Origin of the sequence: Mycolicibacter senuensis (assembly GCF_003284925.1) — a bacterium.
GTDB classification, from domain to species: Bacteria; Actinomycetota; Actinomycetes; order Mycobacteriales; family Mycobacteriaceae; genus Mycobacterium; species Mycobacterium algericum_A.
Genome location: NZ_QMEX01000103.1, coordinates 1 through 13237, shown reverse-complemented (window position 1 = coordinate 13237; position 13237 = coordinate 1). Strand labels below are relative to the sequence as shown.

Below are 13237 nucleotides of genomic sequence, written 5' to 3'. Positions count from 1 at the left end.
TGGTCGTGCACCGGCTGGACAACCTGCGCCGTAGCGGCCGGATCGGCAGCGCGGCGGCCTGGCTGGGGACCGCGTTGTCGCTCAAGCCGCTGCTCGCCGTCGATGACGGGAAACTCGTGTTGGCACAGCGCATCCGCACCGTTGGCAAGGCCGTCGCCTCGATGATCGACCGCGTCTGTGAGGTGGTGGGCGATCGGCCGGCCGCGCTGGCCGTGCATCACGTCGCCAATCCGGAAGGGGCTCGTGAGGTGGCCGATGCACTGGCCGAGCGGTTACCGGCCTGCGCACCGGCCCTCATCACCGGCCTGGGTTCGACGTTGGCGCTTCACGTCGGGGCGGGCGCGGTGGCGGTCTGTGTCGACGTCGATCCCACCGCGGGCCCCGGCCGGGTCTGACCACGTTCTACTGCGTGGCAAACCTGTCGGTGTCGGCGGTGGCCCCGGTACGCGGACGGTGCGCCGCGATGCCGCGGATGTTCTTATTGGGACCCCACGGCCGGACCACCTGCGGCCACCAGAACCACTTGCCCAGCAGCGTCGCAATCGACGGCATGAAGAATGCGCGGACCACGAAGGTGTCGAGCAGCAACCCGATCGCCACGGTGGTGCCGTACATGCCGATCGCCTTGAGATCGGAGAAGAACATGATGCCCATGGTCGCCGCGAACACCATGCCCGCCGACGTCACCACGCCACCGCTGCCGGCCATCGCCCGGATATAGCCGGTCTTGAGTCCGGCGTGGATCTCCTCTTGGAACCGCGAGACCAGCAGCAGGTTGTAGTCCGACCCGACCGCCAGCAGCACGATCACCGCCAGCACCAAAGTCACCCAATAGATATGTTGACCGAAGATGTGTTGCCAGATCAGCACCGAGATGCCGAAGGACGCGGCGATCGAACTGGACGCGGTGCCCAGGATCACCGTGGCGGCCACCAGCGAGCGGGTGATCATCATCATGATCAGGAAGATCAGCGTCAGTGACGCGACCACCGCGATCAACAAGTCAAACTCGGCGCCATTCTGCATGTCCTCGTAGAGGGCGGCCATCCCGCCGACGTAGACCTTGGCATCCGACAACGACGACTGCTTGAGGGCCTCCTGCGCGGCGATCCGTTCCGGTTCGACCCGCTTGATGCCCTCGGCGGTGGCCGGATAAGTCTGGTGCGTCACGAAGAAGCGCGCCGACTTTCCGTCCGGCGACATGAACAACCGCAGCCCGGTCTGGAAGTCCTTGTTGTCGAAGGCTTCTGCGGGGAGGTAGAAGAAATCGTCGTTCTTCGAGTCGTCGAAACTCTGGCCCATCATGATCTGGGTATTGCTCAGATCCTCCATCTGGTTGATGAACGCCGAGAACGTCGAGTGCACGGTCAACACCAGACCGCGCATGATCTTCATGGTGTCCACCACGGCCGGCAGCAACTCGACCGCCTGCGGCAGCAGCCGGGCCGTCTTCGTGATGTCGGCGGAGAGGTTGTGCATCTCCTCCGAGAGCTGGTCGACGCCGTCGGTGGTGTCGAATGTGCTCCGCAGTGCCCAGCACATCGGGATGTCGAAACAGTGTGGTTCCCAGTAGAAGTAGCTGCGCAGCGGCCGGAACTGGTCGTCGAAGTCAGCGAGGTGATCGCGGATCCGATCGGTGACTTCCACTGTGCGCTGGGTGACTTCGGCGGTGTCTTCGAAGGTCCGGTCCACCTCCTGCAGGTAGCCGTACATCTCGATGAGTAGCGAGATGTCCTTGTCCAGCTGCTGGGAGATCGTATCGATGTCTTTGATCCGGTCCTTGAGCGTCTTCATGTTCTGCATCATCAGCTGGTTGGCCGCGCTCAGCTGAAACGGAATCGAGCTGTGCTGCAGTGGAATCCCCAGCGGGCGGGTGATGTCCTGAATCATCGCGATGCCGTGCACTCGCATGATGTTCTTGGCGACCCGGTCCAGGACCAGCATGTCGGCCGGGTTACGCATGTCGTGATCGGAGGTCACCATGGTGATGTCCGGCGCCATCCGGGCCGCCGAGAAGTGTTTCTCTGCGGCGGCATAGGCGACGTTGACCGGTGTGTCCTTGGGCAGATACTGCCGGTCGTCGTAGCCGGGTTTGAAGCCGGGTAGGGCGACGAGCCCGATCATGATGATGGCCAGACTCGCCACCGTGATCGGTCCGGGCCAGCGCACCACCGAGATCCCGGCACGGCGCCAGAACCCGCCCCGCTTGGCCGGTTTGGGATCGAGCAGCCCGAAACTGGTGACCACGACCAGCATGGCGGGTCCCAAGGTGAGCGCCGCGGCGACCACGACGATCATGCCTACCGATACCGGGATGCCCATGGTGTGGAAATAGGGCAGCCGGGTGAAGTACAGCACCGCCGACGCTCCGGCGATGGTCAGCCCCGATCCGAGCACGACAGGGGTGACGCTGCGCACGGTGGTGTAGTACGCGTCGACCCGGTCCTCGCCGGCCCGCCGGGCCTCTCGGTAGCGGCCGATGAGGAAGATGCCGTAGTCGGTGCCGGCGGCGATGGCCAGCATCACCATGATGTTGACCGCGAACGTCGTCAGGCCCATGACATTGTTGAAGCCGAGGAAGGCCACCACACCACGGGCGCAGATCAATTCCAACAGGGTCAGGAACAGCTGCGTCAACATCGCGCCGAACGAGCGGAAGACGATCAACAGCATGATCGCGATCGCGCCGATGGTGAACAGGGTGATCTTCACCAGGCTGGCGTCACCGATCGCCCGCAGGTCGGCCGTCAGCGCCGCCGGCCCGGCGACGTAGGCCTGCACCCCGGGTGGCGCCGGTGTGTCGTCGATGGCCTTGCGGACCGCCACCACCGAATCGTTGGCTTCGGTCATGCCCTGGTTGCCGACCAGGTTGAGCATGATGTACGCCGCTTTGGCGTCGGAGCTCTGCACGCCCGCCGCGGTCAGCCGGTCTGACCAGAAGTCTTGCGCGTGCTCGACGTGGTCGGTGTCGGCGACCAGCTTCTTGACGATCTCGTCGTAGTAGTGGTGGGCGTCGTCGCCGAGCTCGTCCTCGCCGACGACGACCATCATCACGGTGCTGTTGGACTTGTACTCCCGGAAGTTCTCACCGACCAGCTGACTGGCGATCATCGACGGCGCGTCCATCGGCGCCAGCGGTGCGGAGTGCTCCTCGGAGATCACTTCCAGCTGGGGCACAAGAACGTTCACGATGACGGTGAGCACGATCCAGGCGATGATGATCGGCACCGCGAAGACGCGCAGCATGTGCGCGAAGAACGGTCGCTTGACGTGCGGGTCCTGCTGCTGATCGAGCTGGCCGCGGATGCGTTTGATCATCCGGACTTCACCAGGCAGAAGGTCTGGGCGTTGATACCGGTGGCACGCCGCTCGTCGAGCAGCCGGTCATCGATCTTGATCCGGCAGCCGATCTCACCTGAGTTGCCCTGCACGATCATGTTGGCCTGCACGGCGGGAAGCACCGTGACGACGGTGTAGGACCACGGCAGCGGCACGTCGTTGATCTGGTGGACGTTGGCCTCGGCGTCCCAGTAGTTGATGTCGGCTCTGGTGCCCGGCGGGCCGAATGCCTCGTAGGCGACGTACTTGGGGTTGAACTGCACGATCTCGATGCCGGCGCCGGCGTGGGGGTTGAGCTCCTGCGAGGCGAACACCTTGTGCAGTCGGGTGACAATCACACTGGATACGAAGATGACCACGATGAAGACCAAGGGAATCCAATACCGTCTGAGTATTCCGCCGATCGGGATCGCCTTCATATCACCGCCTTCCGCGGGTCGATAGTGCGGTCGAACGCGGGCAGCGGACAGTTTGTTCCCCGGCCTGGCCGGAAGCGCCGAAGGCTGCCGCAAAAATTGCCCCCGGGCAGCATAACCTTCGATTGGCTAAGGATCGCAACCCCTCGTTTCCAGGCTCGCCGGTTCGTAAGTCGCCGGTAGCGCGGCGCTGGCGATCGGGCTTCAGTAGCATGGCCGCTGATGCACGGTCTGGTGAATGGCGTCCGATTCGGCGCAGTGGTCATCGTGGTAGCGCTGGCGTTGGCTGGTTGCAGCGGCAGGTCAGGCTCGAAAGCGGTGGACTCGACCACGCCGGAAGCCTCGTGGTCGGGTCCGGACGCGCCGCCGGATCCGCGTACCCTGCTTCGGGCCGCTGACCTCGCTGTTTCGCAAGTGCCCGAGAGCGTGCTGATCTTCATTGAGAGCCAGTCCAGTGACGCCGGAACCTGGAAGGCGCGGGTGGTCACCTCCGACGGCGCCGAACGGCAACTCAAGATCGGATCCGACGGGGTGGCGGTGCTGGTCGGCCCGACCGCGACCGAGGACAGCGATGCCGACAAGGCCAAGCGCCGCGCCAACGTCGAGGGCGCCCGCCTGGACTATCGGGCGGCGGTGAACAGGGTGTTGACCGCGGTGCCCAACGGCTCGATCACCGAACTCAGCCTGCTCGACATGAACGGCACCGTCGTCTGGGATGCCGACGTGTGGGACACCGACCTAATCGAACGCGACGTCACCGTCGACGCGGCGTCCGGGGCGATCACCACCAACCGTTAAGCGTCGCCGCTCAGCGCGGCGGCGCGACCGGTGACCGGCGGCAGATCGGCCAGCGTGACGATGCCCGGCGGGGCAGCGACCACCGCCGGCACCGCGTTGGTCACCGGCATCGCCGTATAGATCGAGCCCAAGCCGTTGAGGTTCGGCTCGCTCCAGTCCCGTGGTGGCAGGCAGTTGATGACGGTGCGCATGTTCGGCCGCCCGAACACCTGGATCACGTGGCCGTGCGCCACCGGTTTGGGCGGGGCGACGTGGCTGCCCATGATCCAGTTGAACCCCACACTGACGACGTTGCGGTCGCCGGCCCAGCCGCGGTGATACCCGAAGACACTGCCCACCGTGCCGGCCGGGATCTTCATGAAGCCCAGGTCACTGTCACCGGTCGCGGCGGTGAACTGCACGTCGAAGGTCATCTTGTCCAACTGCGCCCCGATCGCGTCGGCCATCATGGCGGCAGACTCGGCGAACACCTCGCTTTCGACGCGGACACTCTCGGCGAGCCCGGGAGTGTCGGGATGCTGGCCGAAACCCATCGCCGCCATGGTGGCTGCCGACTCATAGGTCGAGCAGTCCACCGATTCGGTGATCCGGATCTCGTCGACCCGTTCGCACGCCCCGGACAGCACCATGCCGACCATGTTGGTCAGCCCCGGGTGCGCGCCGCTGCCGAACATCGTCGCGTTGCCCGCGCGGCAGGCGTCCTCAATGCGGTTGCGGTCTTGCGGGGCCTGCTTGCCGCCGGTGATCCACGCCGCGGTGGAGCACACGTTGATCCCGGCTTCGAGTAGCCGGACCAACTCGTCGATGCTCGGCCACAGCGGGTTGTAGCAGCAGGCGTCGGGTTTGAGTGCGATCAGTGCGTCGATATCGTCGGTGGCGGTGATCCCGGTGGGACCCGTCTCGGCGGCGCAGCCGGCCAGCTCGGCGGCATCCACGCCGACCTTGTCCTTGCCGTGGGCGTACACACCCACCAGCTCCATGTCGGGACGTCCGATGATGGCGTGCAGCGAGCGCTGCCCGATGTTGCCGGTGGTCCATTGGATGACGCGCAACGGTGTGTTCATGGCTCACCACCATATTCGGGTGCGCCGCGACGGCCATTGTGGCACCGTCGGGTCTTGTGACCGGCGTGCACGTGCGTACCGCGACCGACGGCGACTGGCCGGCAATCGTGTTGTTGGAAGACACCGGCTTCGGGACGGTCCACCATCCTGACGGCCTTGCCGCCTTCCGCGACCTGGTGCCGGCCGGCGCCACGGTGGTGGCCTGCGAGGGGGCCACGGTGATCGGTGTGGCGTTCTATCTCGATTTGCGTCTGACCGTTCCCGGCGGGGCGATCCTGCCGGCCGCCGGGATCAGCGGCGTGGTGGTGGCGCCGACCCACCGCCGGCGCGGGGTGCTGCGGGCGATGTACGACGAGTTGCACCGCCGCATAGCCGATGCCGGCTATCCGATCGCAGCGCTGACGGCCAGCGAGGGCGGGATCTACGGCCGGTTCGGTTACGGCCCGGCGACCATCGATCACGGGCTGAGCGTGGATCGGCGATTCGCGGTGCTGCACGCCGACGCTCCCGACCCCGGGGGTGTGCGGCTGGTCGAGACCGCTGAGTGTGGCGGCGACTTCGCCGCGATCTATGACCGGTGGCGCGTCACCACTCCGGGAGGTCTGCGGCGCCCACAGCCGCTCTGGAACGAGCTGCTCGCCGACCGGCCGGAGGAGCGGGCCGGCGAAACCGCACTGTTCGCGCTGCTGCATCCCGACGGTTACGCGCTGTACCGAGTGCACGGTGAGCACCCGAAGACGGCGCGGGTCGAGGAGTTCCGGGCGGTGACCGCCGAGGCGCACGCGGCGCTGTGGCGCGCGCTGCTGGGGCTGGACCTGATTCAGGACGTCGCCATCGGCACCTATCCGGACGATCCGCTGCCGTACCTGCTGACCGATACCCGGCTGGCGCGCACCACCGGCCGCAAGGACCACATGTGGCTGCGCGCGATGGACGTCCCGACCGTGTTGCAGGCTCGCCGCTACGCCTGTGAGCTGTCCGTTGTCCTGCAGCTGAACGACGGATTCCGTAGCGATGGCGGGCGTTTCGCGTTGACGGTACGCGACGGGCAGGCAAGCTGTGTGCGCACCGAGGCGCCGGTCAACGTCGAACTGGATCTCGATGTGCTGGGCATGCTGTATCTGGGCGTGCACCGGGCGTCGGTGATGGCCAGGGCCGGCCGGCTGCGGTGCGACGACGAGGCCGTGGTGAGCCGGCTGGACGCCGCCTTCGTCAGCGACGTCCCGGCTCAGCTGGGATTCTTCTTCTAGTCCGCCCTGCGGCGAGCGGGCGTGTCTCCGGCCCGACACCCCGTGTGGAGGCCGGGAGCACGCACGCTCGCGATGCGAGCGAACCTACAGCTTGGCCAGGTCGTAGCTGCCCAGGTTGTCCATCAGCACGTGCAGCTGATCCTGCGATGAGCCCAGCGTCTGTTCGATCGCGGTGAGCCGGGCCGCCAGGTGGCCTACCGGGTATTCCCAGGTCACCCCGATTCCGCCGTGCAACTGGATCGCCTCCTGGGCGATATGCCGCCCGGACCGGCCGATCTGCAGCTTGGTGCGTGCCGCGATCACCGGGTCGAGGTTGCCGTCGGCGATCGACATGGCCGCGTAGAGGCTCATGCTGCGGGCCAGTTCCAGCGACACGTACATGTCGGCGGCACGCTGGGTCAGAGTCTGGAAGGTGTTGAGTGTCACCCCGAACTGCTTGCGTGTCTTGAGGTAATCGGTGGTGAGCCGCAGTGCCTCTTCCATCGCGCCGACCGCCTCGGCGCACACCGCCGAGGAGATCCGGATCATTGCGTGCTCGATGGCCCCGGTGGCGTCGGTCGCCTCGCCGAGCGGGCTGCCCGGCGCATTGTCCAGGTCGAGTTGGGCGCCGCGCTGGCCGTCGAAGGTCCGGTAGGGCTGGCGGGCTAGGCCGTCGGCGCTGCCGTCGACCACAAACAGCCCGGTCCCACCGTCCGGAAGGGCGGCGCTGACCACCAGCGTGTCGGCGCGGTCCCCGGTCAGTACGGGGTTCTTGCGCCCGCTCAACACCCACGAATCTCCTTGCCGCGCCGCGGTGGTGGAGACCTGGGCAGCCACGCCGCGCATCCCCGGCTCGGCGTGGGCGAACGCCAGGATCTGTTCGCCCGAGGCGACGGCGTCGAGCAGTTCCCGTTGCTCGGCAGTGCCTCGTTCGGCGATCAGCGCGCCGGGTCCGAGCGCGCCGTGGATGACCGGCTCGGGTGCCAGCCGCCGGCCCATCTCGGTGAGCACCACCATGATCTCCAGCGGGCCGGATTCGTCCGGGTCGAATCCCAGACCGAGAATCCCGGTGTCGGCCAGCTGTTTCCAAACCTGTGGGTTGAATCCGGGGTCGGCCTCAATGACGTCGTTGCGGGTCTCGGTGTCGTAGCCCGACAGCATCGAACGGGTGGTGTCGCGCAGCAGAACCTGCTCGTCGCTGAGTTGAAAGTCCATGACCGTCGTACCTCCTACAGGCCGAGAATGGTGGACGCGATGATGGTGCGCTGCACCTCGTTGCTGCCGCCGTAGATCGATGTCTTGCGGTAGTTCAGGTAGGTCGGCGCGGCGTGCTGCGCCCACTCCGGTGACGCGATGCCCTCACCCGCCTGGTACGGCAGCGCGTCGGAGCCGGCCAGCTCGACGAACAATTCGGTGACGGCCTGCTGCAGCTGGCTGCCGCGCAGTTTGAGCACCGAGGACGCCGGGCTGGGCTTGCCGTCCGCCGAGTCGCTCGACACCCGCATCTGGGTGAGTTCCAGTGCCAGCAAGTCATTCTCGGTCTCGGCGACTCGCGCTGCGAACAGCGGGTCGTCGAGTGCGCCGAGCTCCTTGGCGCGCTCCTTGACCTCGGCGAGTCGGACTTTGGTGCGAGTCACCCCGGCGATTCCGGTGCGCTCGTTGCCGAGCAGGAACTTTGCGTAGGTCCAGCCGTGGTTCTCCTCGCCGACGAGCTGATCGGCGGGCACCCGCACGTCGGAGAAGAACACCTCGTTGACCTCGTAGCCGCCATCGATGAGCTTGATCGGTCGCATGGTGACACCCGGCGTGGACACCTCGAAGAGCAGGAACGAGATCCCGGCCTGCTTCTTGGGTGCTTGCGGGTCGGTGCGCACCAGGCAGAAGATCCAGTCGGCGTACTGGCCGAGCGTGGTCCAGGTCTTCTGGCCGTTCACGATGTAGCTGTCGCCGTCGCGCACCGCCGTGGTGCGCAGGCTTGCCAGATCGGAGCCGGCATCGGGTTCGGAAAAGCCCTGGCACCACCAGATGTCCAGGTTGGCGGTAGCAGGCAGGAAGCGTTCCTTGATTGCCTGGGAACCGAATTCGGCGATCACCGGTCCGACCATCTTGGCGTTGAAGGTCAGCGGTTCGGGCACCGATGCCAACTGCATCTCGTCGAGCCAGATCTGGTGCTGGGTCAGCGTCCAGTCCTTGCCGCCCCACTCAGTCGGCCAGTTGGGCACCGCCAGACCGTGGGCGTTGAGAATCCGCTGGCTGGTGACGATGTCGTCGGGAAAGATCGACTCGCCCCGCCGGCTGCGCTCCCGGATCTCGGCGGGGATCTCGGAGGTGAAAAAGGTACGCAGTTCGTCGCGGAATGCGGATTCTTCGTCGGTGAGTGCCAGTTGCACGGCGGACTCCTGGGTCGGGATGGAAACGCAGACTGGTATGCACCCTAATCCGAACCCACCATGGCCGGTCCACAAGGCCGCTATCGTGCGTTTTTGTAGGCTTGACCGCATGAGGCGGTCGTTGTTCGCGCTGTGGGTCCTGTTGTCGGCGGTGTCGTGTTCGGCGGAACCGGCCAAGCCCGCCGAACCGGCGCCGGGCCCGTCGCAGTCGCCGGCCGCCAAACCGGCGGCGCACATCGGCCAGACGCTGGACCTGATGCGGATCGGCGGGCAGCAGATCGCTGTGACGTTGACCGAGGTCATCGACCCCGCCACCGTCCCCAACGGCTGGGGCGAGGCCGGCAAGACCTACGTCGCGACCAAACTGCGGATCGAGAACACCGGAACGACGACCATCGTCGGCAACAGCAACAGCGATGTCTCGGTGGTCGGTTCGGACGAGCACGACTACCAGGCCGATTTCGCCACCGTGACCGAGTGCCAGGACGTCGGGTACGGCTGGTTCCTGATCGCCGCCGGTTCGTCGAGCACCGGTTGCGTCGTGTTCGCGCTGCCCGCGGGGGTCACCGCGACGAAGGTGCGTTACTCACCGTCCTCGGGCATCTCCCAGGACGTCGGCGAGTGGTTGAACCCGTAGCAGCGGCTTGCTGCACAGTGGCGCGTTGATCCACAGTCGCGGGCCGCACCCGGCGCTGGACCGGGTGGGCCGCCGGGGCCGGCATCTACCGTCGGCGCATGGCACCAGAACCACCCGGCGAGCGACTGCAGCGGCGGCTCGGCCTGCTGCCCGCATCCGACCGCGCCGAGGAAACCCCAGAGCCCGCTGACGAGGCCGACCCGAACTCGCTGCTGCCGCGCTGGCTGCCCGACGCCACGGACGTCGGTTGGCTCGCCAAGGTGCGGGCTGATCCGGGCCGCGCCGGTGCGATCGCCCTGGCGGTGATCGCGGCGGTCGCGGTGCTCATCACCGTGTTCACGGTGGTCCGCGACCGGCCCGCGCCGGTGCTCAGCGCCAAACTTCCTCCAGTGGAGATGGTTTCGACTGCCAGCCCGCAGACCGCGGAATCATCGGCAGATCCTGCGCCGGTCGCCGATCAGGTGGTGGTCAGCGTGGTGGGCTTGGTCCACAAGCCGGGGTTGGCGACGTTGTCACCCGGCTCCCGGATCGCCGATGCGCTCACCGCGGCCGGCGGGGCGCTCGACGGTGCGGACACCATCGGGTTGAACCTGGCCCGCCCGGTGGTGGACGGCGAACAGATCGTGGTCGGTCTGGCGCCACCGGTCGGACCGCCGGTACTCGGCAGCTCCGTCGGTGCGGCAGCACCGCCACCGGAGGCGCCCCGCAGCAGCACCGCGCCCACGGCGACGGCGCCGGCGCCGGCGACCAAACCCGAGCCCAAGGGCGGCGAGCCGGTCAACCTCAACACCGCGACCGTGGAACAACTCGATGCCCTGCCCGGCGTCGGGCCGGTGACCGCGGCAGCCATCGTGGCCTGGCGGGAAGCCCACGGCAAGTTCGCCGACGTGGACCAACTCGGCGATGTCGACGGGATCGGCCCGGCGCGGCTGGCGAAGTTGCGTGCCCTGGTGCGTGTCTGACGGTGGCCCAGCCACCGGCCCCCGCACCGCCGGCGGCCCGGCTGGACGTTCGGTTGGTGCCGGCGGCCCTGACCGGCTGGGCGGTAACCGCAGCCGGCATCCAGTGGCAGATCGGCGGCACATTGGCGGCGCTGTGCGCACTGATCGGCGTCTCGTCGGCGCTGCTGTGGCGGCACGGCGGGCGCACGCGGCGGCCCGGGTATCGGCTGGCTGGAGCGGTCCTGGCGGCGGCGTCAACGGTGGGGGTGGGGTTCGGCTGGGCCGTCGCGCTGCGCACCGAGTCGCTCAGCCACCACCCGATCACCGCAGCATTCGGCCGCACCGCCCCGGTCACGGTCACCCCCAGCGAGAGTCCACTGCCGGCCGGCGCCCGCCGGCTGATGTTCCGGGCCACCCTGCAGCATCTCGATGGTGCCGAATCTTCGGGCAGGGTAGTGGTTTTCGCGTCCAACATCGAATTCGGTGACGTAATGGTGGGCCGATCTATGGCGTTCCGCGCCAAGATCGCCCGCCCGGCGCGGCGTGACTTGACGGCGGCGGTGCTGACCGCCACCGGCGAGCCGACGTGGGGCGATCCCGGACTGGTCGCGCGGACTGCACATCAGGTGCGCGCGCGGTTCGCGGCCGCTGCCGCGCGGGTACTGCCCGGTGAACAATCCCGGATGCTGCCCGCGCTGGTGCTCGGGGACACCTCGGCGATCACCGCCGCGACCGGGCGAGAGTTCCGGGCCGCGGGCTTGACGCACCTGATGGCGGTCTCCGGCGCCAATGTCACCATCGTCTGTGGCGCGGTGTTGTTTTCGGCGCGGCTGGTCGGGCCGCGCGCTGCAGCGGTGCTGGCCGGGGTCGCGTTGCTGGGCTTCGTCATCGTGGTGCAACCGACGGCCAGTGTGGTGCGGGCGGCGGTGATGGGGGCGATCGCGCTGCTGGGCGTGCTGTCGGCGCGACGACGGCAAGCGATTCCGAGTCTGGCCGCCAGCGTGCTGGTGCTGCTCGCACTGGCCCCGCAGTTGGCCGTCGACGTCGGCTTCGCCCTGTCGGTGGTGGCAACCGCGGCATTGGTGCTCATCGCGCCGGTGTGGTCGGCTCGGCTGGTGGCGCGCGGCTGGCCCGAACCCTTGGCTGCCGCGGTGGCCGTGGCATGGGCGGCAAACCTGGTCACCGCGCCGCTGATCGCCGGTATCTCCGGCCGGCTCAGCCTGGTCAGCACGCTTGCCAACCTCGCGGTCGCGGCGCTCGTCGCGCCCATCACCGTGCGGCGGACCCAGACAGACCGAGTCCAGCGCGGCGGCCGCCGACCGCAGGTGCAGGTGGTGATCGTGCAGCCCGGGAATCACGGTGGCGTGGCGCGCATCCAGCACGTCTTCGCCGCGGCGGGCCGCCAGTACCGGCGCGATCTGTTCGATGGTGTCACCGAGCCGGATGTCGACCACTGAGCCGTCGAGCAGCGTCGCCCGCTGGATCAGCACCGCGACACCGCATCCACGAGTTCGCCGACCCGGGCGTTGTCGGCTCCCAACCGCGGGCCGGCACCCGCGATATGCGGGAGGGCCGGCGGGGACACCGGATCGTCGCCGGCGGCATGCAGCGGCAGCGCGGCGTAGCAAGCGGCGACGGCGGCCAGCGACAGCGTGATCACCTCACCGCCGCCGCGGGCCAGCGAGTCGAGCACCGCGGCGGCGGCTTCGATGCCGGTCAGCGGGTCGGCGATGGCGTCGCCGCAGAACACCGGGTCCGCGGTGCCATCGAAGCCCACCAATCCGCCCGCCACCGCTGTGTCGTCGCCGAACCCCGGCGGTTCAGCGAGGCTCGACGGAGGAGAGCTGAAGCTGGGACCGCCGTATGAACCGGGAGCTTCGCCGCCGTGCGCGGTGAGCTGCGCCCACACCCGCCCCGGCCGGCCCGCCACGTCGAACGGCCCGAGGCCGCGGCGGGCCAGCGCCGCCGGACGCGAGCCCTCCAGCACCACGTCGGCGGCATCGAGCAACCGGGCGAGAAAGTCCGCGTCATGATCGAAATCTGCTGTGCAGGATAGCTTTCCGCTGTTCATCCAGTCGAAGAAGGCACTCGGTCCCCGCCGCGTACCGTCGGGGCGGGACGGGTTTTCGACCTTGATGACGGTGGCCCCGGCCCGTGCCAACAGCTGCCCGCACAGCGGGCCGGCCCACAGTGAGGTCAGGTCGACGACCAGGGCACCGCGGGCGCCACGGGCCGGACCGCAAGGCCCGACCCGGCGGATCGACGGTGTGGCGGCGGCGCACTCCCCCAGCGCGGCGGCGGGCAGATCGAGCAACCGCGCCCGCTCGACGACCTCGGCCACCGGTCGCTGCGCAGCCCACCCGGCAACAGCTGGCCACGGCTCCGGGCAGTCGGCTTCGATGAGGGCGGGTACCGCGTCGATG

At 68.1% G+C, this 13237-nt stretch carries 11 protein-coding genes and 1 pseudogene; 6 read left to right on the top strand and 6 right to left on the bottom strand.

The genetic code is table 11. The features are described 5' to 3' along the window. Positions 1–395 (top strand): DegV family protein (locus DQP56_RS18300; RefSeq protein WP_114475780.1); only part of this gene is annotated, 395 nt, incomplete at its 5' end. Positions 396–402: 7 nt separating this feature from the next. On the opposite strand, the gene DQP56_RS18295 is transcribed toward DQP56_RS18300, so the two are convergent. Both DQP56_RS18295 and DQP56_RS18290 read right to left on the bottom strand, forming a co-directional pair. Then, entirely contained in the window at positions 403–3318 is a 2916-nt protein-coding gene (locus DQP56_RS18295) for an MMPL/RND family transporter (RefSeq protein ID WP_112687803.1), read from the bottom strand. Next, positions 3315–3758, bottom strand: a complete 444-nt coding sequence (locus tag DQP56_RS18290; protein WP_112687801.1) for an MmpS family transport accessory protein — start codon at positions 3756–3758, stop codon at positions 3315–3317. The genes DQP56_RS18295 and DQP56_RS18290 overlap by 4 nt, the downstream gene beginning before the upstream one ends. Positions 3759–3977: 219 nt before the next feature. On the opposite strand from DQP56_RS18290, the gene DQP56_RS18285 reads away from it, so the two are divergent. Then, positions 3978–4553, top strand: a complete 576-nt coding sequence (locus tag DQP56_RS18285; protein ID WP_112687799.1) for a PepSY domain-containing protein — start codon at positions 3978–3980, stop codon at positions 4551–4553. On the opposite strand, the gene DQP56_RS18280 is transcribed toward DQP56_RS18285, so the two are convergent. After that, positions 4550–5617, bottom strand: coding sequence for an NAD(P)H-dependent amine dehydrogenase family protein (locus DQP56_RS18280; protein WP_112687797.1), 1068 nt, complete (start codon positions 5615–5617; stop codon positions 4550–4552). The two genes, DQP56_RS18285 and DQP56_RS18280, sit on opposite strands and share 4 nt — an antisense overlap. Positions 5618–5682: 65 nt before the next feature. Between DQP56_RS18280 and DQP56_RS18275 the strand changes: the two genes are divergently transcribed. Then, positions 5683–6867 (top strand): enhanced intracellular survival protein Eis, encoded by a 1185-nt coding sequence (locus DQP56_RS18275; RefSeq protein ID WP_234825720.1) that lies wholly within the window; start codon positions 5683–5685, stop codon positions 6865–6867. Positions 6868–6951: 84 nt separating this feature from the next. Here DQP56_RS18275 and DQP56_RS18270 read toward each other — a convergent pair whose 3' ends face one another. Both DQP56_RS18270 and DQP56_RS18265 read right to left on the bottom strand, forming a co-directional pair. Beyond that, entirely contained in the window at positions 6952–8061 is a 1110-nt protein-coding gene (locus DQP56_RS18270) for an acyl-CoA dehydrogenase family protein (protein ID WP_112687793.1), read from the bottom strand. A gap of 14 nt (positions 8062–8075) precedes the next feature. Next, the gene (locus tag DQP56_RS18265; RefSeq protein ID WP_112687791.1) at positions 8076–9236 is read right to left on the bottom strand and encodes an acyl-CoA dehydrogenase family protein; all 1161 of its coding nucleotides are present in this window, start codon (positions 9234–9236) and stop codon (positions 8076–8078) included. Between the two features lie 109 nt (positions 9237–9345). Here DQP56_RS18265 and DQP56_RS18260 point away from each other — a divergent pair, with 109 nt between their 5' ends. From DQP56_RS18260 to DQP56_RS18250, 3 genes and pseudogenes are all read left to right on the top strand, one after another. Further along, positions 9346–9873, top strand: a complete 528-nt coding sequence (locus tag DQP56_RS18260) for a DUF4352 domain-containing protein (protein ID WP_112687789.1) — start codon at positions 9346–9348, stop codon at positions 9871–9873. Positions 9874–9971: 98 nt separating this feature from the next. Beyond that, positions 9972–10835: a ComEA family DNA-binding protein gene (locus tag DQP56_RS18255; protein ID WP_112687787.1), complete on the top strand. Its 864-nt coding sequence runs from the start codon at positions 9972–9974 to the stop codon at positions 10833–10835. Positions 10836–10837: 2 nt separating this feature from the next. Next, positions 10838–12091 (top strand): annotated as a pseudogene (locus DQP56_RS18250) (ComEC/Rec2 family competence protein); the annotation flags it as partial. A gap of 206 nt (positions 12092–12297) precedes the next feature. On the opposite strand, the gene DQP56_RS18240 reads toward DQP56_RS18250, so the two are convergent. Further along, the coding region (locus DQP56_RS18240; RefSeq protein ID WP_112687785.1) for a CoA transferase at positions 12298–13237 on the bottom strand (940 nt) is incomplete at its 5' end.

Bases quoted from the DNA above. Each gene is read 5' to 3' on its own strand.
- DQP56_RS18280 (WP_112687797.1), bottom strand. From the start codon at position 5,617: ATGAACACACCGTTGCGCGTCATCCAATGGACCACCGGCAACATCGGG.
- DQP56_RS18255 (WP_112687787.1), top strand. From the start codon at position 9,972: ATGGCACCAGAACCACCCGGCGAGCGACTGCAGCGGCGGCTCGGCCTG.
- DQP56_RS18285 (WP_112687799.1), top strand. From the start codon at position 3,978: ATGCACGGTCTGGTGAATGGCGTCCGATTCGGCGCAGTGGTCATCGTG.
- DQP56_RS18290 (WP_112687801.1), bottom strand. From the start codon at position 3,758: ATGAAGGCGATCCCGATCGGCGGAATACTCAGACGGTATTGGATTCCC.
- DQP56_RS18295 (WP_112687803.1), bottom strand. From the start codon at position 3,318: ATGATCAAACGCATCCGCGGCCAGCTCGATCAGCAGCAGGACCCGCAC.
- DQP56_RS18260 (WP_112687789.1), top strand. From the start codon at position 9,346: ATGAGGCGGTCGTTGTTCGCGCTGTGGGTCCTGTTGTCGGCGGTGTCG.
- DQP56_RS18270 (WP_112687793.1), bottom strand. From the start codon at position 8,061: ATGGACTTTCAACTCAGCGACGAGCAGGTTCTGCTGCGCGACACCACC.